The sequence below is a fragment of the Ruminococcus bovis genome (genome assembly GCF_005601135.1).
Taxonomy (GTDB): domain Bacteria; phylum Bacillota; class Clostridia; order Oscillospirales; family Acutalibacteraceae; genus Ruminococcoides; species Ruminococcoides bovis.
Genome location: NZ_CP039381.1, coordinates 1,661,604 through 1,679,308, shown reverse-complemented (window position 1 = coordinate 1,679,308; position 17,705 = coordinate 1,661,604). Strand labels below are relative to the sequence as shown.

General features: G+C 44.5%; 24 protein-coding genes. 12 read left to right on the top strand and 12 right to left on the bottom strand.

The genetic code is table 11. The features are described 5' to 3' along the window. The 9 genes from E5Z56_RS07835 (at position 1) to E5Z56_RS07800 (ending at position 6,900) form a co-directional block, all read left to right on the top strand. A complete protein-coding gene (locus tag E5Z56_RS07835) occupies positions 1-927 on the top strand; it encodes a ParM/StbA family protein (protein ID WP_138157314.1) in 927 nt (308 codons plus the stop codon). Next, the gene (locus E5Z56_RS07830) at positions 924-1,256 is read left to right on the top strand and encodes a hypothetical protein (protein WP_138157313.1); all 333 of its coding nucleotides are present in this window, start codon (positions 924-926) and stop codon (positions 1,254-1,256) included. The genes E5Z56_RS07835 and E5Z56_RS07830 overlap by 4 nt, the downstream gene beginning before the upstream one ends. Positions 1,257-1,572: 316 nt before the next feature. Further along, the gene (locus E5Z56_RS07825; protein ID WP_175405427.1) at positions 1,573-1,929 is read left to right on the top strand and encodes a plasmid mobilization protein; all 357 of its coding nucleotides are present in this window, start codon (positions 1,573-1,575) and stop codon (positions 1,927-1,929) included. After that, on the top strand, positions 1,890-3,290 hold the full coding sequence (locus E5Z56_RS07820) for a relaxase/mobilization nuclease domain-containing protein (RefSeq protein ID WP_138157311.1): 1,401 nt from the start codon (positions 1,890-1,892) through the stop codon (positions 3,288-3,290). The genes E5Z56_RS07825 and E5Z56_RS07820 overlap by 40 nt, the downstream gene beginning before the upstream one ends. Next, positions 3,287-4,129 carry a ParB/RepB/Spo0J family partition protein gene (locus E5Z56_RS07815; RefSeq protein ID WP_138157310.1) on the top strand — a complete coding sequence of 281 codons (843 nt, stop codon included), beginning with the start codon at positions 3,287-3,289 and terminating at the stop codon, positions 4,127-4,129. The genes E5Z56_RS07820 and E5Z56_RS07815 overlap by 4 nt, the downstream gene beginning before the upstream one ends. Then, positions 4,129-4,386: a hypothetical protein gene (locus tag E5Z56_RS11700; protein WP_175405426.1), complete on the top strand. Its 258-nt coding sequence runs from the start codon at positions 4,129-4,131 to the stop codon at positions 4,384-4,386. Before E5Z56_RS07815 ends, E5Z56_RS11700 begins: the two co-directional genes overlap by 1 nt. Then, positions 4,361-6,067, top strand: a complete 1,707-nt coding sequence (locus E5Z56_RS07810) for a recombinase family protein (protein ID WP_175405425.1) — start codon at positions 4,361-4,363, stop codon at positions 6,065-6,067. Before E5Z56_RS11700 ends, E5Z56_RS07810 begins: the two co-directional genes overlap by 26 nt. Positions 6,068-6,360: 293 nt before the next feature. Next, the gene (locus E5Z56_RS07805) at positions 6,361-6,540 is read left to right on the top strand and encodes a hypothetical protein (protein WP_138157308.1); all 180 of its coding nucleotides are present in this window, start codon (positions 6,361-6,363) and stop codon (positions 6,538-6,540) included. Between the two features lie 3 nt (positions 6,541-6,543). Then, positions 6,544-6,900, top strand: a complete 357-nt coding sequence (locus tag E5Z56_RS07800; protein WP_138157307.1) for a TnpV protein — start codon at positions 6,544-6,546, stop codon at positions 6,898-6,900. 209 nt (positions 6,901-7,109) lie between these two features. On the opposite strand, the gene E5Z56_RS07795 is transcribed toward E5Z56_RS07800, so the two are convergent. The 12 genes from E5Z56_RS07795 to E5Z56_RS07740 all read right to left on the bottom strand — a co-directional run bounded on the left by E5Z56_RS07795 (position 7,110) and on the right by E5Z56_RS07740 (position 16,361). After that, a complete protein-coding gene (locus tag E5Z56_RS07795; protein WP_138157306.1) occupies positions 7,110-8,333 on the bottom strand; it encodes a PhlB family protein in 1,224 nt (407 codons plus the stop codon). 234 nt (positions 8,334-8,567) lie between these two features. After that, a complete protein-coding gene (locus E5Z56_RS07790) occupies positions 8,568-8,795 on the bottom strand; it encodes a hypothetical protein (RefSeq protein ID WP_138157305.1) in 228 nt (75 codons plus the stop codon). Positions 8,796-9,265: 470 nt separating this feature from the next. Beyond that, positions 9,266-9,700 carry a hypothetical protein gene (locus E5Z56_RS07785; protein WP_138157304.1) on the bottom strand — a complete coding sequence of 145 codons (435 nt, stop codon included), beginning with the start codon at positions 9,698-9,700 and terminating at the stop codon, positions 9,266-9,268. 1 nt (position 9,701) lies between these two features. Next, positions 9,702-10,145, bottom strand: coding sequence for a LytTR family DNA-binding domain-containing protein (locus E5Z56_RS07780; RefSeq protein WP_138157303.1), 444 nt, complete (start codon positions 10,143-10,145; stop codon positions 9,702-9,704). Between the two features lies 1 nt (position 10,146). Then, entirely contained in the window at positions 10,147-11,493 is a 1,347-nt protein-coding gene (locus E5Z56_RS07775) for an alpha/beta hydrolase family protein (RefSeq protein ID WP_175405424.1), read from the bottom strand. A gap of 181 nt (positions 11,494-11,674) precedes the next feature. Then, positions 11,675-12,979: a hypothetical protein gene (locus E5Z56_RS07770; protein ID WP_138157301.1), complete on the bottom strand. Its 1,305-nt coding sequence runs from the start codon at positions 12,977-12,979 to the stop codon at positions 11,675-11,677. Continuing rightward, positions 12,976-13,527, bottom strand: coding sequence for an RNA polymerase sigma factor (locus E5Z56_RS07765; protein WP_138157300.1), 552 nt, complete (start codon positions 13,525-13,527; stop codon positions 12,976-12,978). Before E5Z56_RS07765 ends, E5Z56_RS07770 begins: the two co-directional genes overlap by 4 nt. 143 nt (positions 13,528-13,670) lie before the next feature. Then, positions 13,671-13,892: a hypothetical protein gene (locus E5Z56_RS07760; RefSeq protein WP_138157299.1), complete on the bottom strand. Its 222-nt coding sequence runs from the start codon at positions 13,890-13,892 to the stop codon at positions 13,671-13,673. A 113-nt stretch (positions 13,893-14,005) separates the two neighbouring features. Beyond that, positions 14,006-14,605, bottom strand: coding sequence for a DUF2812 domain-containing protein (locus E5Z56_RS07755; protein ID WP_138157298.1), 600 nt, complete (start codon positions 14,603-14,605; stop codon positions 14,006-14,008). Beyond that, positions 14,598-14,912, bottom strand: coding sequence for a PadR family transcriptional regulator (locus tag E5Z56_RS07750; protein WP_207668578.1), 315 nt, complete (start codon positions 14,910-14,912; stop codon positions 14,598-14,600). Before E5Z56_RS07750 ends, E5Z56_RS07755 begins: the two co-directional genes overlap by 8 nt. Positions 14,913-15,082: 170 nt before the next feature. Next, a complete protein-coding gene (locus E5Z56_RS07745) occupies positions 15,083-15,574 on the bottom strand; it encodes a hypothetical protein (RefSeq protein ID WP_232842416.1) in 492 nt (163 codons plus the stop codon). Between the two features lie 16 nt (positions 15,575-15,590). Next, positions 15,591-16,361 (bottom strand): hypothetical protein, encoded by a 771-nt coding sequence (locus E5Z56_RS07740; protein ID WP_138157297.1) that lies wholly within the window; start codon positions 16,359-16,361, stop codon positions 15,591-15,593. A gap of 77 nt (positions 16,362-16,438) precedes the next feature. On the opposite strand from E5Z56_RS07740, the gene tnpA reads away from it, so the two are divergent. Genes tnpA through E5Z56_RS07725 form a run of 3 tightly spaced genes read left to right on the top strand, consistent with a single transcriptional unit; the run spans position 16,439 to position 17,676 of the window. Next, positions 16,439-16,771 (top strand): IS66 family insertion sequence element accessory protein TnpA, encoded by a 333-nt coding sequence (gene tnpA, locus E5Z56_RS07735; RefSeq protein WP_138156885.1) that lies wholly within the window; start codon positions 16,439-16,441, stop codon positions 16,769-16,771. Beyond that, entirely contained in the window at positions 16,764-17,120 is a 357-nt protein-coding gene (tnpB, locus tag E5Z56_RS07730) for an IS66 family insertion sequence element accessory protein TnpB (RefSeq protein ID WP_138156313.1), read from the top strand. The genes tnpA and tnpB overlap by 8 nt, the downstream gene beginning before the upstream one ends. A gap of 49 nt (positions 17,121-17,169) precedes the next feature. Beyond that, entirely contained in the window at positions 17,170-17,676 is a 507-nt protein-coding gene (locus E5Z56_RS07725; protein WP_138157296.1) for an IS66 family transposase zinc-finger binding domain-containing protein, read from the top strand. The last annotated feature ends 29 nt before the right edge of the window (positions 17,677-17,705 follow it).

Here is a 17,705-nt window from a genome sequence, read left to right as displayed (position 1 = left end):
ATGAAAACACTAAACGATTTTACGATTATCGGTATCGACCACGGTTACGGCAATATCAAAACCGCTAACTGCTGTTTCCAGACAGGCGTAATCAAAAGTGATATCGAGCCGCCGTTCACCAACGACCTGCTCGTTTGGGATAACAAGTATTATTCCATCGGCGTTGGTCACAAGGAATTTACGGCGGACAAATTTACTGACGAGGATTACTATATTTTCACGCTCGCCGCTATTGCCCGTGAGCTCAACCGTGAGCGTGTTACAGACGCAAAGGTATATATAGCCGCCGGGCTTCCGCTGACTTGGGTAACACGTCAGAAGGAGGATTTCAAGAAATATCTGCTCCAACACCGGACGATTGATTTCAATTTCCGCAGGACTAATTATCATATCGAGATAATCGGCGCTGATGTGTTTCCGCAGGGCTTTGCGGCGATAGCCGAAAGACTCGGAGAATTCAAGGGAACGACAATGCTCTGCGACATCGGCAACGGTACAATGAATCTTTTAAAGATTTCCGACCGCAAGCCAGATATGCTCAATATGTTCACCGAGAAATACGGCGTGTATCAATGCACCATCGCTGTCCGTGAAGCGATGATGAGAGAGCACCACACCAACCTTGACGAGAGTATAATTACCGAAGTCCTCAAGAAAGGCACAGCGGATATCGACGGGGAATATCTTGATACGATTATTACGTCGGCAAAAGTCTATACCGCTGAGATATTCCGCAAGCTCCGTGAGCACGATTACAACCCAAAGCTGATGAAGCTGTATGTTGTCGGTGGCGGCGGTTGTTTAGTTCGTCATTTCGGAGAGTATGACAAAGACAGAGTATTCATTAATTCCGACATCTGCGCTACGGCAAAGGGCTATGAGTATATCGCCTACACAAAGCTCAATAAGAACGGCGGTGCGGTATGATCAAGAATTTAAAACTCCGCCTCAACTTGGACGTTGAAGCGGATAGGCGGGTATATGAATATCTGCAAAATTCAGAGCGCTCCATCAGTAAGGAAGCAATACGCTCTATCAATGAATATCTTGATTTGGTAGAGGAGAGAAAGACGGAAAATAGCTTTCTTGACCGAGTTACCGCTACTATCGAGGATAACCTGAAAGCTCTGACGCCGTTGCTGAATCTGCTCACGCTGACTCAGCCTGTTGCTCAACTGCAGCAGGCTGTTCCTATTTCAGAGGAAATAGACAGCGCTGCCGAGGAAAATATGCTCGAATTCCTCGAGGGCTTTTAGGCGACACTTTTGCCGTCACAAGATAGCCGAAAATCAGGCACAATGTCACCGCTTTTATTATACAGTACAAATCTCGCTGTTTCCGGCGACATTTGTCGAAAAACTGACAGCATTTTTGTCACCGAGATATTTAGGTTTATTAAGACAGCTATATACAACGTATAAGGCACAGCCGAACGGTAGAAATAGCACTCCGTGGCTGTGTCTTATACTGTAGCAAGCAGGGAATTTGTACGGCAAATTCCAAATACAACAGCCCCAAAGCTGTTGTAAATCTTTAGGGAAACCCTAACACCCGAAGAAAGAAGGTATATTATTGAACGATAAAAAAGCAAGAATCGAGCTGCGTGTTACGCAGTCCGAGAAAAAGAAGATAGCCAAGCTCGCCGAGAGCTGCGGCTTATCTCAGTCCGAATATGTCAGACAAAGGACATTGGGGTATGCGCCGAGGACGGTGCTGCCTGATGTCTTTTTTCATTTCTATCAAATGCTCTGCCGCTTATGTGATGAAGTCGCTGACAAGGTTTCGCCCGATACAGAGCGAAAGCTGATTGAAACAGTTGATGAAATCCAACAACAGTTGCTTTTGCCCGAAAAATCTACCGCCAAGCAAATCTGTAAGGAGGTAACGACGTGGCAACAACAGGCTTCTGGCCCGTCAAGGTACGGCTAAAAGATGTTATCAATTACGCTGAAAATCCTGATAAAACTATCGAGCGCAAATATCTTGATGATGACTTAGCCGCTACCCTCAATTACGTTGAGAATAGCGACAAAACCGACCAAACAATGTACGTCAGCGGTATCAACTGCTCGAAGAAACGAGCCTATGAACAGATGATGACCACAAAGCGGCGTTACGGTAAACTTGGCGGCAATGTTGCGTATCACGGTTATCAGAGCTTTCAGGCTGGAGAAGTCACACCCGAAGAAGCGCACCGTATCGGCATTGAAACCGCCAAGCGTATGTGGGGCGATGACTATGAGATAGTTGTGACGACACATTTGAATACGGCAAACCTACACAATCATATCGTCGTAAACAGTGTATCGTTCCGCACCGGACGGAAGTTTGAAAATCATATTTCCGACCATTACAAGCTGCGTGAAATTTCAGACGAGGTCTGCCGTGAGCACGGGAAATCCGTGATCGAAAACTCTCCGTTCTACGGCGGCGACAAGGCGTATTGGGTACGCAAGAGCGGACGAGTACCACACAAAGATATGCTGCGTCACGATGTTGATGAAGCATTAGCCTGTACGATCAAGCCGTTTGATTTTGAATTATATCTGCGGTCGCTCGGCTATCAGTTTGTCCGAAATTTCAAATATCAGCATCCTTCCGTAATCGCTCCCGACTGGCGGAAACCTGTCAGATTAAGCAGTCTCGGCAAGGATTACTCCAGAGAAGCGATACTCGGGCGACTGCAATCTCAGCGTGAGGATAAATACTTTGTGGATTTCTATTCCTATACTCCGAAATCGTATTATCAGCGCCAGCCGCTTATAGTGAGAATCAGAGATTTTGAGAAAAGAACAGAGCCCGATGTTATCACGGCACTTTTCGACCTGATTATCACGATAGCAAAGCTTATCACGGGCAACAACGTGCAAAAGCGTGATTACCGTCCGGTATCACCAGAGCTGCGGGCAGAAATCAGAAATCTTGACCGAACGCTTGCGGAATATCATTTCCTCCGTGACCACAATGTGGAATGCGCAGAGGATTTTGTATCTTGCAGAAAAGAAATCGCTGAGCAAATCAAAGCCTATGAAACCGAGCGGCAGCATATCCGTAACCGAATACGCAGAGCGAAAACACCCGAAGAAAATAATTCTCTAAAAGAACAATGCAGAGAAATCACAAAGAAGCTAACACCCTTGCGCAAGCAGCTCATCATCTGCGAGCGCATTGAAAACAAAGTGCCTCGACTCCGTGCTTTGATCGAACAGGAAAAGCAGCTGGAGCAAGGCAGATACAAGTACAAATATTATCACCAAAATAAAACGAAACAAAGGAGTTATGAACGATGACCAATATATCAATCAACAAATTACACGAATTCAGAGACCACCCGTATCAGGTGCTCGACAATGATGAAATGAACAATCTTATAACGAGCGTTCAGCAGCAGGGCATTATGACGCCGCTGATCGTCCGCCCGTTGGAAAACACGACCGACGAATACGAAATCATATCCGGACACCGCCGCTTCCGTGCGGCGCAGAAGGCAGGGCTTGCAGAAGTTCCTGCCTTTATTCGTCCCGTCAGCCGTGACGAAGCGGCGATTATGCTGGTGGACAGTAATCTCCACAGGGAGCATATTCTTCCGAGCGAGAAAGCCTATGCTTACAAGTTGAAAGCAGACGCGCTCAATCATCAAGGTAAGCGTACTGATCTTACTTCGGAGCAATTTGCACCGAAGTTATCGACTGAGCTGATTGCCGAACAGGAGGGAACCAGCAAAGATACAGTAAAACGCTATATCCGTCTAACTAAGCTCATCCCCGATATTCTCAAAATGGTAGATGAACAGCGCATAGCCTTTTCTGTCGGCGTGGAGCTATCCTATCTAACCGAATATGAGCAGAAGGATTTGTTTGAAGCAATAGAGTTGGAGGACAAAACGCCTTCGCTCTCACAAGCAATCCAAATGAAGAAGCTCTCTCAGGCAGGTAAACTTGACAGCGAAACCATATCAAGAATCATATCCGAGGAAAAACCGAATCAGCGTGAGAAAATCAGTTTCCAGCTCGATGAACTAAGCAAGTATTTCCCGAAGAAATACACACCACAGGATATTTACAAGCGCTTACTCAAATTAGCGCAGGACGATTATAGGCGCAGGCAGCGCAACAGGGGGGAACGATAATGAGCATTATACAGTCGCTTTACGGCGAAGAGCAAGAATACAAGGTCAACGGCGCTACCTACATTGTTTCAGCGGCGTTCAAGCATACAGGACGGAAAGAGGACAACACCTCTTTTCCAACCTGTGTAAAAAGAATCCTCACAAGTGATTTCGCACATTTGATAGTCACCGAGGAAAATGATACTATGGCAGCAGAAAATGTGTGTTCGGCTGCCGGAAAGGAGGACAACATTGCAGTCGAAGAAGAAACGGGATAAGGCTGGCATTACCGCCTTGTACTGCCGCCTGTCCCGTGATGACGGCGTAGAAGGCGACAGTAACTCGGTCGCTAATCAAAAGAAATTGTTAAAACGTTACGCAAAGGAAAATGGGCTGACCAATACCCGATACTATGTTGATGATGGCTATACCGGTACAAATTTCGAGCGTCCCGGTTTTCAGAAGATGATCGAGGACATTGACCTCGGATATATTTCAACCGTGATTGTCAAAGATCTGTCCCGTCTCGGACGGCGGTACGATATGGTCGGATATTATATGGACACCTATTTCCCCGACAGAGATGTTCGGTTCATTGCCGTTAATGACAATATAGACAGCGATGAAGGCGAAAGCGAAATTGCGCCGTTCAAGAATGTACTGAATGAGTTTTACGCAAGGGACATCAGCAAGAAATGCCGCTCATCCTATCGCATTAGAGGCAGTACAGGCGAGCCGTTAGCTCCGCCGCCATATGGATATATCAAATCTCCCGATAATCCCAAGAAGTGGATCATTGATCCCGAAGCTGCGCAGGTCGTGCGTGATATCTTCAAAATGGCGCTTGAAGGCAAAAGCAATGAAACAATCGCACGTATTTTGCAGGAGCGCAAGGTACTAATTCCTATGGCGTATTGGCGAGAAAAAGGTATCCGAAAAGGCGGTAAGGTAACGCAGCCTAACAAATACAAGTGGTGCAAAACCACTGTTACCAAAATACTAACCCAACAGGAGTATTGCGGCGATATCATCAACTTCAAGACGTATTCTAAATCCTATAAGAATAAGAAACGTTACGACAACCCAAAAGAGAATTGGGTAATCTTCAAGGACGTTCACGAGCCAATTATTAGCCGTGATGATTTTGAGTTGGTGCAGACGCTTGTCGTAAAGACAAAGCGCCGTGCTCCTAAACAAGAAAACGGCGAGAAGAATATGTTTTGTGATTTTCTCTACTGTGCCGATTGCGGCAGCAAATTATGGTATCACACGAATACTACCAACAAGGAAATCCATTATTTCAGCTGTTCCAACTATAAGAAGGATACCCGTGGGAATTGCGAAACCCGCCATTATATCCGAGCCGATGCCATTGAGCAGGTAGTGATGTTAGAACTTCGCCGTTTAGCAAAGTATTTGGAATCTCACGAGGAAGAATTTGCAAAGCTTCTTGCCGAGAAAACTAACGCCGATATGTTGGCGGAGCAGAAAACCTTGGAAACAGAGCTCAATCGGGCAACCGCTCGAAATGAAATGCTCACTTCTCTTTTCGCAAAAACCTACGAGGACAATGTATCCGGCAAGTTGAGCGATGAGATGTATATGGAGCTGTCGCACAAATATGAGGTTGAACGCCTTGAACTGAAAACAAAGATTTTTGAGTACAAGGAACGCCTTGCCAAAATCAGCGAAATGGAGCAAAACAAGGACGATTTCCTTAAAGCTGTCAGAAAGTTTATGGAGATGGATTCACTGACAGCACCAATGCTCCGTGAGCTTATTGACCACATTGATGTGTACGAAAAAGAAGGCGGCAAAAAGAACTACACTCAACGCATTGTGATCTATTATCGTTTTGTCGGCTACTTGGAGCTACCGTCATCAGAAGACGAGAACTACAAAGCCAACACCCGAAAAGGCGTAGACGTGGAGTATATCCCCACAGCTAAATCCGCATAAGAAAAAAGGTGTGCAGGCACAAAACCTGCTCACCACATACAAACCGGATGAAATTGAATAAAAAGAATGAGTGTCCATAACATAAATCCGTTATGAACACTCATACTGCTGGTATAATAAAAATAGACAACACTAATGTGTTGTCTATTTTTATGGTGCGAGTGTTCATAACGGATTTATGAAAAATTTAGATTTTATCGGCAGTTACACACATTTCTCGTTCGTACATTTGTGATTCATTCAATTTCTTCCTATAATATGACTGTAAAATTCAAATCAAGGAGGAATCGACAATGAAAAATCCAAAATACCATCTATACCTAACATCCGATGAGCGGCGCACGGTCATCAACAGCCTGATTGATTTGAGAAATGACCTCATTTCACAGGGCAGATACACCGACATCATTGACGAGCTGTTGATTAAGCTCACAAAAGCCAAAGTCAAAAAAATCAAGATTAAGGAGGTCTGAGTTATGGCTACAAAGATTACATACACACAGCAGGGCGATTATTTACTGCCCGATTTGAAACTTCCCGAACAACCGAAGGTTGAAATTGGAATTTGGGGCAAACGCCATTTGCAGTATATTAAGCAGCATCATCCAATCAGATACACCAATCTGCTGACAACCTGTAAATTGACCGCCTATCTCGTCGATATTGATGAAGAAGCCACAGAGATGTTCGATAGGCTTGTCAAGCAGATTGCGGAGCGTGAAGGAGTGACGGAACAGCTTAAAGCTAACAATCAAATGCTGTGGGTTGCGAGAATTAACAATATCCGTAGCCGTGCAATGGAGATTGTAAATACGGAGTTAATTTTCATCTGATAAGCACAGCCGCCAAGTGGGATTATTCCCTACTCGGCGGCTTTTGTTCATCGCGCAAACAGCTTCTATAACCTCTGTGTTTGAACTTCGTTTACTCCGATTTACAACTACGACAATTATATAGATATCATCTGCTCTGGCAATCGTGATACTATCTGTTAAAAACAGACTTTCTGTTTTATGTTGGGGATTGTGTTATAACCGAATCGTTATTGCTTGCGGATGACTCCTGTGATGATCCTTCCGCAGTAGCGGCAGGCGTAGTTTTCGGTGACTGCACCCACGATCGGCGCACCACAGCCGGGACAGCGATCCTTGACGATTTGCTTAGAGAGCGCGATTCTCAGCACCCCGCCGTGCTTTTCGGGGGAACATCCGCGCAGATAACCCTCTTTGATCGATTTTACGATTGTTTGATATAGCCGGTCGGGAGTAATGCTGCTTGACTGTCTCAGCGGAGAATTCGCCCTGCTTATCTGTGCCAGCTCCGGCAGTGAAATAAAAGGTGCGGGAAACTGAGCGAAACGGCGCGCGTAGCGCTGTGCGTTTTCGATGGATAACATTCGCACAAATGTGAACACAAGCGCTGAACCGACGGCTACAAGACCGAACGCGGAAAAGATGATCACATTCATCATGCTTGCCCTAATCAGTTCAAACGAAGAGTAACTGCGGCCCGAAAGCAAGGTTTCCCTCAGATATTCCTCGTTATTATAATTGGAAACAAAGGTCATAAACACGATGAAAAAGATGAAAACGAAAAACAGAGCGATACCAAATCCGACAGCATACGCGATTCGCTTTGCGTTCAACGAGGAAGCTTTATAATAATCGGGATTATTTGGCTTTCTGCCTGCATTGTCGTTGATAAAGTAAACCCGCTGTCCTGACACGACCTGCGCAGTCAGATCGGAGCTGCCGCAATACGGGCATCTGCCCTCAAAGTAAACGCGCTTTTCCATCCACCCGCCGCAGCTGCGGCAGGAACAGGTGACAGTCTTGCTGTACAGCTCGATGATTTCAGGATATTGATAATTGACGGTTTTGATGACCCTGAAATTTTTCATATACAACAGGTGCAGCAGCGCGATACGGCTTTTGATTTGTGACGTCGTTCTGCCCGTCACTTCGGCAAGCTCCGCAAAATCTACATATCCGTTCAAATCTCCCTCAAAATAACTTGAGAAAAAGCAGGCGTCGTTGATCAACCTGCGCGAGCCCCTTGAGCATACGATCATCAATACGCCGATGATAAAGAGAAATACCGAACCGAGAGTGCTGTTTGCGTGAATAATCGTGAACCAGTCACCGAAGTAATATACGATCAGCTCAATCATATTAGAGGCAGAAGCCGCCGTAAAAAATATGCCGAGAATCAGTAAAATGACATTCTTCACTTTTAAAAATGAAATAAGACCGTTTTTAAGATACATAATGAATCCTCCAAAATACGAGAGTAGTGATTTGACTGTTAAGGAAGCACTGATTCATTCGGGTGCGCAAATTGCGCCGTCAGATTTTTCGTCAGGGTGCACTAACAAATTGAGGTAAGGCTGACGCCTTGCCGAGATTTTTGGGGCAGTCTGACGGAAAAGATGCAAGCAAGTTGCGTGCCCAGCCGTCAGGCGTGAATTAATCAGTGGTTCCTTAAACCCTCTCAAATCTTCTTACCACCCAATCGTGCTTATAATGCTCATACGGGCTTGAACAATGAGAGCAGCGCCCTTTTTGTTGAGCCTTTCTCTTTGCAGAGACCGCGTATACTTCAAATCTGCCGAAGCGTCGTCGGGATCGGCTTTACCGCTCTGCGAATCCAGCTGAGTGATAAACCTGTCGAGCGTGATCCTTGCCTGCTCGTCATAGTTGTAGTTTATATTGTTTGAATTTGAATTCATAGTCATGCTCTCTTACCGCTTTATTATTCAATGTATATAATATACCATAGATACGGACTTTTGTCTATATTCAAAGCGTTTCTGGGGACAAGTAAAGTCGCCAAGTGGGATAATCTCCTGTGAACAGCTCCGTAAAAAGTAGACAATAGAAAAACAGCACCTCCTATGGTAGAATAAAGATACCATAGGAGGTTGGTTTTTATGAGCAGAAAATATCGACACATAAGCGAATATGAAACTGAAATAATTAACATGGTGAATCAAGGTCTGACGTTAAGAGAAATAGGAAATAGACTTGGGTTTACTCATATAATAACTATCGTATTCAAACAAAAACAAAACTGACACCCCTCGAAAAGAGATGTCAGTATTTTGCTTAATTCTTTAATTCTGCCATAGCACGCCGTTTTTGTGTTGTCTACACAATTTGGGGCAGTTCACCTGCTTGGCGGCGTTTTATTTTATTGGTTTTACTTTACCATATTATTCTGAAAGTTTTTCAGCTGTTCAGTGAGCTTTTTTGATTGCTGAACCTTTTGCAGCCACATCATCACCATAGTTAGAACATATATGACGGCAATTACCGCGCCGAGAACAAGATAAAACATCGGTTTCGCTATTCCTTCGGGAGCTGATATTAGAAACATTACTACCGATTCAATCAATGCTAATTCTATGATTTGGCGTATAATATACTGTCCGGCAGTCGGCTCTTTTTTAAAGTACGTTACACAGGTTGGCAGCACACAGCACGCGGCGAGAATAACGGGACTGAGCAAATGATAATAGCGCAGTTCCTTATCGGGCTGATATATCGCGCCGAGAATAACCGTCGCTGTCAGAATCAGCGTTACCAGTGTGAAAAAAATCTGAACACGTGAGATGATAAACTCTTTAATTGTCATTTCATTTATCTCCTTTCAATGCCTTTTTGAGCTCCGGTACATATTTTCGGGTAATAACAACCTGCTCGCCCGAAAACAGCTCGGCTGTGAATCGACTGTTCAGTGCGGGTTTAATCGCGCTGACCTTCATCAGATTGAGCAAGGTGGATTTTGAAACTCGGAGGAAGCGCTTTTCTTTAAGTATTTCCTCCAGCTCATACAGCTTCTGTCTTGTTTCGTACACCTTGTTTTTTGTGTAGATAAAGGTTTTGTTATCCACCGACTCAATATAAAACACATCAGATACGGCAATTTCATACTGCCTTTCGTCAGCGGTACCCGTCAGCTGTCCCTGTCTTGACTTGACAAAGGCTATGATCTCGCGCACCTCGTCGCTGATTTTGTGACAATGAATTTCAAGCAGTTCGGGCTTATCACGGTCGATTTTTGTGATCCTTGTTTGCATATCAGTATTGCGGCTGAATATTCAATGCGCCGTTACCTTTCAAATAATAATCGAACCAGTTGAGGACAACGCTGTTCAGCGTATTCATCATTTCCTCGTTGTCGCGTTCTCCGCTTCCGAGCATATTGCCGAGGAAGGGAGAAAACAGCGGAAGGTCAGTAAAGTCCATATGCTCCGCGTTTTCGAAGGTCACAATTCTGCCGTCCTTCGCGTTGTTGATCATATTCTCATTGACTCGATAGAATCCGCTTTCATCTGATTCTATCATATTATAATTGTTTTCGGTGAATAAAGCAAGCACGGGAACAGGATAGGACTCGGAATTATATGTGTATTCTCCGTCCATAACGCCGGTTATCTCACCCATCATCGTGCCGTCGATATCGATCACGGCGTCGATATCCGTTCTCTCTCTGCCGAGTTCAACAGCCGTCGCGCCGCCGAGGGAATGTCCTGTCAAGCCGATTTTATCGGTATCGATCCTGTTGATAACGCTGAGAACAGTATCTGCGTCAGAGGTATGCCATGCGGTTGAGAGTGTGCCGCTGTTCTTTGCCTCTTTAATGGTATCCAGCACAAAGTTCTCATCATCGACTCTGACCTTCAGCCAAGCCTGGGAATCCGTCATCATTTCCTCTTTGCTGACAGCATCGTCATCTCTTGTGACCTCATAGATAAACTTCTCGTCAACGGTGATCATTTTCCCGTCGGTATCCTTCGTGAAGAAGGAGTGGTGCGGATGATCGAGCGCGACAACAATATAGCCGTTGCTGACAAGCTCCGCGTAGGTGGAAAAGTTGCTCTGATAGTAGCCGAACGCGCCGTGCGAGAAGATGACGAGGGGATATTCGCCCTCGGCGTTTTCGGGGTAGTAGAAGTGCGCGGGAACCTCTCTGAACGAGCCGTCGCTTTCGAATTCGTCGACTCTGCTTTCATCCACAAGGATGGCGCTTGTCTCATTCACCTGATACTCGCCTGTGGTCGGGAGACCGTTGTAGTTGGTGAAGATGAACGCTGGAACGAGCGAGAAGGCGATCAGAACCACAGATAACACGCAGCTAATAACCGTTACAGGCTTTTTTCTCAGTCCGTTGGATTTCTTCCTCATGACCAGCCAAACGATACCCGCGATCAGCAGGCGAACAGCCACGACGATCAGCGCGCCGAAAAAACGCCATTTCATATTGACCGTCGGAATGAGGATCATACCAAGGAGCAAAACCACCTCGGCGGCTCTGATGATAGCGCGGTTTTTCCGCCACGAGGCTTTTTCTCTGAATTTTGTAAAGGTCAAAACGACCAGTGCGATTTCTGCCAATGTGAATAAGATGAAAAAAATAATGCCCATAATCAATCTTCCTTTCGGTTTTGTTATGGGCATAGTATAGCTTATTATTTTAATTTTTTAAATAGATTTTGCTGTAAGTTGCAAAAATCGGCGGTAAGATGCGTTTAGTTCCCTAAGAATAATGGTGTTTTTTGTGGGTGTTTGATATCTGAAGCCATCTTTACGTATTTTTGAATTATTACTATTTCCGGTAAATCGTATCGCCGTTGATGATAACGCTTTGCACCTTGTCAAGGTCGATGATGATGCGGTTGCTGCCGAGGTCCCATGCCATTTCCTCCGTTGCGGAGTATTGAAGCTGTGCATTCTCATGGAAAACGCCGCTGTCGTCTGTCCTGCGCTCGCCGCCCTCGTTTACAAGGATATAATAAACTGTTCCGTCATCCATTGTTACCTTTGATTTGCCGTCTGTGTCGGGAATCTCAAAGCAGCGACTGCCCCAATCCGGCATTTGCTTGTCATATTTCTCATCACACTCGCCCGTAAGAGAGATACCCAGCGGAGAGATTTTGATTTTCGCGTTGCTTGTGTAATCCTTAACAACATTCGGGGCATTTTCGGAATTGATATCGCGTTCAATCTGATTATCAACTGTTGAATTGATATCAAAGCTGATGTCAAAGACCAGCTCAAACTGTTTTTCCTCGCCCTTTGCGTAAACTGTCTTTCCTTCGTGATGAACCCAAATACATTCTTCCTCGGTAAGTCCGTTTTCCTCGCGCAGGCTTTCAAGCTTTGCTTCCGTTTCATATTCCTCTCCACCGCGTTCTTCTGTCAGTCCATCATTCGACAGAACCTCCGGCAGATCCTCTGTGTAAAGAATCTTGTCAAGCTTATAGCCGTTGATGGCTGTGCAGTGAAAGGTAACCCTGAAATCCTTCGTTGCCTGTTCCATATTTCCGCCGCGTACATAGTCGGTATAAATACTCAGAGTCCTGCGATCCTCCGAGAGCGAGCAACGGCCGCGTGCAATCGCTCCTCCGTCAAGCTGGTCTCCGCCGTCAAGCGAAAACTCATAGCTGTTTTTTACAAACGTGTCCAACGAGCTGCTGATATAATAGCCTTCCTCAACAAATGGACTGCCGTCCTTTCTGGTGATCTCCATCGCGGAATAGGCGACCTCTCCATCGCTCATCACGCCAAGCAGCTTTACATCATAGTCGTCGGACTGCACCTCGACGTTTCCGCCGTTGTAGAGTCCCAAATCATTTACCTCTGCACCCTTGAAATACCCCTTGAATATCGCCTGAATGGTGCCCGTTGCAAACGCTCCTATTGTGCTGCCGACGAGGATGACCGCCGCCGCGAGAATGACAATAAACTTCTTGCTGTATTTCTTTTTTGTTTTATTTTCGTCGTTGATCTGCATAAATACCTCACTTTTTATCTTTTCGATGTCGATATCAACAGGAGCGTTTTCCTGAATATCGAGGTTCATCAGTTCGTCGTCCAATTCGGTGAAAACTGTCTTGAATGTTGTTTTCATATCGTGTAACTCCTTTCAATCAGTTTTTTCTTGATTTTTTCACGCGTCCGCCTGAGCTTGGATTTCACGGTTTCAAGGTTCATTTTCATCTCAGCCGCTATCTGAGATACGGTCTGATTGTAGTAATAATATCGAATCAGTATCTCCCGGTCGGGCAGCGGAATTTCTGTTATGACCTCTCTGAGTTCGCGGTGAATATCCTTTTTCTCGGCATCAAGCGCAATCGAAAAATCGTCCTCGGGATCGTAATCGTCAATATTGAGTACGGCTGTATTCTTTAAGCTCTTTATCTTATTTAATGCGCGTGTTTTGGCAATGCTGCAAAGATAGCCCTTCAGCTTGCCCTCCTGCACCTTTTCCGCGTTGTTCCACAGCGTGACAAATACGTCGGCGGTCACTTCTTCTATATCTTCCTTTGAAAGACTTCCCTTTGATGTGTTGTAAATAACGGAAGCCACAAACCGCGACTGCTGCTCGATGATTTGCGACAACGCTTTTTCGTCGTGTTTTTTCAGCTTTTCCACAAGCCTGTCCCGCATGAAGTTCATCCCCTTCTGTTCTCTTTTGAAGCGCTTCTATTCATTATAACACCGGTAATCGGTGTTTGGGTGCAAAGTTAAAATGTATTTCTAAAATTTTTGTCAGAAAGACAACGGACGAAGGTGAAAGGCTCATCTTCGTCCGTTAACTTTTATAAAGTATATGTCTTTTCTCCGTTTTGGTAAGCGGCAAAAATCTTTTCAAGCTCCCTTACTGCGGATTCCTTGTCGGGGAAACAATCGAGTATATCGTCATGGTGATTGACAGAGCCGATAACGGCGTATTTCTTCTCTTTTCCGCCGCCAAAGTTTTTCTGAACAATGATGCGGTTATACTCCGCGCATTTTGTTTTATCCTTTGAAATAATAATCATAGTCATTTTCCTTTCAGCTATTTTTGAACTGGACGAAGCGTAAAAAATGATAGTAAATAATATCAAGAAAAAGATAATCATGTACATCGGATAATTCATTGCTTCACGTCCCTTTACTCATAGATTTCACTTTCGCTCTGCAATTGCTTAAAGCTGCGGCGCGCCTTGGCGGTCAGCGCCAACACATACACGCACATAGCGAGATACGCTGCCGCAAACAGCGTAAACAGTACGCAGATCACGGTAAGCGCAACCGAAGCATCGGGATCAGCCATTCTCGTTCCGATCATAAAACCTGCCTGATACATCAGGAAAAGCGAAATCACAACAAAAACAATGCTGAGCGTGCGGAAACGGTGATAGATTCTTTTCGCGCTTTCTGTTTTTTCGGGACCCTCGCAGACAAATTCAGGCGATACCTCCGCTTTCTTTCCTGTGAGATAGAGAAAATCTCCGTAGCCGTCCATCGTATGCGGAATCGACTGATAACCGCACTGTGCGGCAAAGGCGGATATCTCCATTACCTTTTCTTTTGCAGCGGCGTGAAGGATGGTAAAATACTCGTCAGGCTCCGTTTTTTCAAAATGATAAACACAGCCGCCCTTGATATACACAAGCTTCCAACCCGCCTTGTTCATCTCGTTGATGTAATTCAGTTCTTTATCAAGCGAAAAGAACAGCTTGTTTTTTTTCATCGTTTCTTTATTACTCATTTGGACCCTCCAAAATTTCCTCTCCGTTTTTCACAAGCTCCTTTAATCTGGATAATTCCGCGGATAAAACACCCCGTCCTTCTTCGGTAATGATGTATTCCTTTTTGGACGGATCGCTTTTATACTCCGCGATAAAGCCCTTTGAGAGCAGTGTGTTGATCGCTCCGTAGAGCGTGCCAGCGCCGATGTTCACTCTGCCGTTTGTCAGCTTTTTTACGTTCTGCATAATACCGTAGCCGTGCATCGGCGTGAGCAGTGAAAGCAGAATGTAATATACAGGCTCGGTAAGTGCGCCTTGCTTTGCCACAAAATCACCTCTTTATCGTTTGCCGATATATCGCTTCTCTCTATATCGTATACCGATATATCGGACATTGACATAACTATATCACCTTCCGATATATTTGTCAAGAGGTTTTTAAAAATTTTTTGTTAATAAAATACCGTCAAGAAGCGGTCGCTCCTTGACGGCAAATGTTATTTTATGAGAAGCGCCATCAGCGCGGCAAAGCCTGCGGCGAGGACGGGATAACCGACTAAGGTATATACCCATTTCAATGCAAGCGTTTTGCCGTATATATACGGCTTCAAATCTTCAGTACCATTAATTGTCCACGCATTCGTTCGGTTCACCCAGAAAAAGTCTATGAACAGGCGGTCAAAAAGCCCTTCCGTCATGATGATAACGAGAATCTGCCAAAAGCCGTCCCAGAAGCCCCTTGCGCCGTTTACCGCATAGACCGATATCAACACAAACGCGATGAAAAACGGCAGCCAGATATTGAACAGCATAGCGTTGCGCTTGATTTTCTTTTCCGTGATCAGCCCAAGCTCCACCACGCGCTGCTGTACTTCCTTTTCATACAGACAAACGAGATTTACCGCTCCGTATGAAATGCCGATAACGCACGGCAATAGTACAAACAGGCAGGCGGCGAGCGCTTCAATTATCAACAAAAGCATAGTCATTTTCATTTCTCCTGCTTTATCTCTTCTTACGTGCCTTGTACGCGTCTTTGATGAACCGCTCCACGCGCTCGTTTTCTTCCTTACCGAAGTTTTCGGCTATAAAATTTTTATTGTACATTTTGTTATACCGATCGAAGGTATATTCAACATCCGAACGCCTGCTCTTCTTCACAATTTCGCCGCTGTGGTTGTGGTAAAGAAAATCATAATAAATCGTAAAGAAAGCGGCGATCTCGCGGTCAAGGCTGTTATCAAGGAAATGCAGTAGATAGCAGTCGAGGTTATTAACAACAGCGTTGGGCTTTGTCAGCTGTCCGATCTGCGTTTCACCGTCATAAAAGGAGACGACCTCTTTCTTGCCGGCTCCCTTTAGATAACAGGCTATCAGCCTTCCGCGCCATTCCATCACATACTTGGTTTTCGCTATGCCGGTCTGCTCAAAGTAAAAGCGTCCGACGATCTGGTTCTCTGTGTTGAGCACGGAATAGCGGCACACCTGCTTTGCGCCCTTAAACAGCCAACTCATCGGAACAGCTGACGCGGCAAGGTTTTCGACCGCGTTATAGTCGGTATACAATATCGGGCGATTCGTAGCGTCCATTAGCGTAAGCCTGCGGAAAACGTCTCCGCCTATCGGTATCCCGGGATTATAGAACGGAGCCGTGCCACTGAACAGAAGCTGTCCATTTTCAAGAATTTCAAATTGATTTCTGCCGTTCGCGGCAATTTGATTGATTTGAAGGTAACCGTCAAATAAGCCAGCGTCTTGAAGCGGATTTGAAAACATGCGAAAATATCCAAGTAAATAAGTTGTAGACGAACATCTACAATAGACTACAACAAAAAACGATTGGAGAGTTTCGTATGAACAAAGGTATCAGAACATTAAGAAAAGAACAGAACCTGGCTCTTTGGGCAAACCAAGTAGAGAAATGCAACAACAGTGGGTTAAGTGTTGCGCAGTGGTGCAGAAATAACAATATTCCTGTAAGTACATTTTGGAGCAGACAGAAAAAGGTATACGAAGCCTACACTCAAAAAAACAGACCTCAATTCATAGAAGTGTCAGTAGAACCAGAAGTAAACGCTAACTCACCTATGATTTCTATCAAAAGAAATGATTTCACAGTAGAAATCAATAATGGTGCTGACGAAGCTACAATAACAGCTGTGTTGAGGGCAATGAAAAATGCTTAATGATTTTAATTGTAATTGCCCGATATACCTTGCAAGTGGATATACTGATCTACGCAGAGGAATAGACGGACTTGCAACAATAATAGAAAAGCAGTTTAAGCTTGAGTCTTGTACAAATGCTTTGTTTCTCTTCTGTGGACGAAGAACGGATAGAATTAAAGGTTTGTATTGGGAAGGTGACGGATTTCTGCTTCTGTATAAAAGGCTTGAAAAAGGTAAGTTTCAATGGCCTCGAAAATCTGAAGAATGTGTCACAATAACACCTCAGCAATATCGTTGGTTAATGGAGGGACTTAATATAATCCAGCCTAAGTCAACACAAAAAATAAGTGGAATAAAGTTCTCATAAAATGGCTTAAATACTGTACTTTTGCCTTGTTTTGTGGTATAATATAGGTATGATAATCAAGGATAAAAACAGTGAAACAATTACTATTTCACTGGATGAATATAATGAACTAAAATCATTAAAAGAGCACTGTTCAGAACTTGAAACACAGGTGAAGTGGCTGATGGAGCAGCTTAAGATAAATAATAAAAAGACCTATGGCTCAAAAAGTGAACAATCGGAATATATTTACGAACAGCTTAGTCTTCTTCATAACGAAGCAGAGCTCTACTCAGATGTAGAAGCAAAGGAAGAGGTTAAGGTGGCTTCTCATACCCGAAAAAAGAAAGAAGCTACTCTTGACAAATTACCAGAAAACATCAAGACAGTTGTTGTAGAGCATACTCTTCCCGAAGAAGAAAAGGTATGTCCTAACTGTAATGAACAGCTTGAGGTTATTGGTAAGGAAGTAAAGAAAACATTAAAAATCAAACCTGCTGAGGTGATTATTCAGGAGGATGTATATTACACCTACGCCTGCAAGAATTGTGAGAAAACGGTATTGAGACCCCAATAGTAAAACACCACAGGAAAAGCCAGTAATCA

Excerpts from the sequence above, each read along its gene's own strand:
- E5Z56_RS07775 (WP_175405424.1), bottom strand. The coding sequence starts at position 11,493 with ATGGGCATTATTTTTTTCATCTTATTCACATTGGCAGAAATCGCACTG.
- E5Z56_RS07765 (WP_138157300.1), bottom strand. The coding sequence starts at position 13,527 with ATGAACTTCATGCGGGACAGGCTTGTGGAAAAGCTGAAAAAACACGAC.
- E5Z56_RS07780 (WP_138157303.1), bottom strand. The coding sequence starts at position 10,145 with ATGCAAACAAGGATCACAAAAATCGACCGTGATAAGCCCGAACTGCTT.
- E5Z56_RS07755 (WP_138157298.1), bottom strand. The coding sequence starts at position 14,605 with ATGAGTAATAAAGAAACGATGAAAAAAAACAAGCTGTTCTTTTCGCTT.
- E5Z56_RS07745 (WP_232842416.1), bottom strand. The coding sequence starts at position 15,574 with ATGACTATGCTTTTGTTGATAATTGAAGCGCTCGCCGCCTGCCTGTTT.
- E5Z56_RS07805 (WP_138157308.1), top strand. The coding sequence starts at position 6,361 with ATGAAAAATCCAAAATACCATCTATACCTAACATCCGATGAGCGGCGC.
- E5Z56_RS07830 (WP_138157313.1), top strand. The coding sequence starts at position 924 with ATGATCAAGAATTTAAAACTCCGCCTCAACTTGGACGTTGAAGCGGAT.
- tnpA (WP_138156885.1), top strand. The coding sequence starts at position 16,439 with ATGAACAAAGGTATCAGAACATTAAGAAAAGAACAGAACCTGGCTCTT.
- E5Z56_RS07835 (WP_138157314.1), top strand. The coding sequence starts at position 1 with ATGAAAACACTAAACGATTTTACGATTATCGGTATCGACCACGGTTAC.
- E5Z56_RS07760 (WP_138157299.1), bottom strand. The coding sequence starts at position 13,892 with ATGATTATTATTTCAAAGGATAAAACAAAATGCGCGGAGTATAACCGC.
- E5Z56_RS07790 (WP_138157305.1), bottom strand. The coding sequence starts at position 8,795 with ATGAATTCAAATTCAAACAATATAAACTACAACTATGACGAGCAGGCA.
- E5Z56_RS07725 (WP_138157296.1), top strand. The coding sequence starts at position 17,170 with ATGATAATCAAGGATAAAAACAGTGAAACAATTACTATTTCACTGGAT.
- tnpB (WP_138156313.1), top strand. The coding sequence starts at position 16,764 with ATGCTTAATGATTTTAATTGTAATTGCCCGATATACCTTGCAAGTGGA.
- E5Z56_RS07770 (WP_138157301.1), bottom strand. The coding sequence starts at position 12,979 with ATGAAAACAACATTCAAGACAGTTTTCACCGAATTGGACGACGAACTG.
- E5Z56_RS07800 (WP_138157307.1), top strand. The coding sequence starts at position 6,544 with ATGGCTACAAAGATTACATACACACAGCAGGGCGATTATTTACTGCCC.
- E5Z56_RS07785 (WP_138157304.1), bottom strand. The coding sequence starts at position 9,700 with ATGACAATTAAAGAGTTTATCATCTCACGTGTTCAGATTTTTTTCACA.
- E5Z56_RS07815 (WP_138157310.1), top strand. The coding sequence starts at position 3,287 with ATGACCAATATATCAATCAACAAATTACACGAATTCAGAGACCACCCG.
- E5Z56_RS07740 (WP_138157297.1), bottom strand. The coding sequence starts at position 16,361 with ATGTTTTCAAATCCGCTTCAAGACGCTGGCTTATTTGACGGTTACCTT.
- E5Z56_RS07795 (WP_138157306.1), bottom strand. The coding sequence starts at position 8,333 with ATGTATCTTAAAAACGGTCTTATTTCATTTTTAAAAGTGAAGAATGTC.
- E5Z56_RS11700 (WP_175405426.1), top strand. The coding sequence starts at position 4,129 with ATGAGCATTATACAGTCGCTTTACGGCGAAGAGCAAGAATACAAGGTC.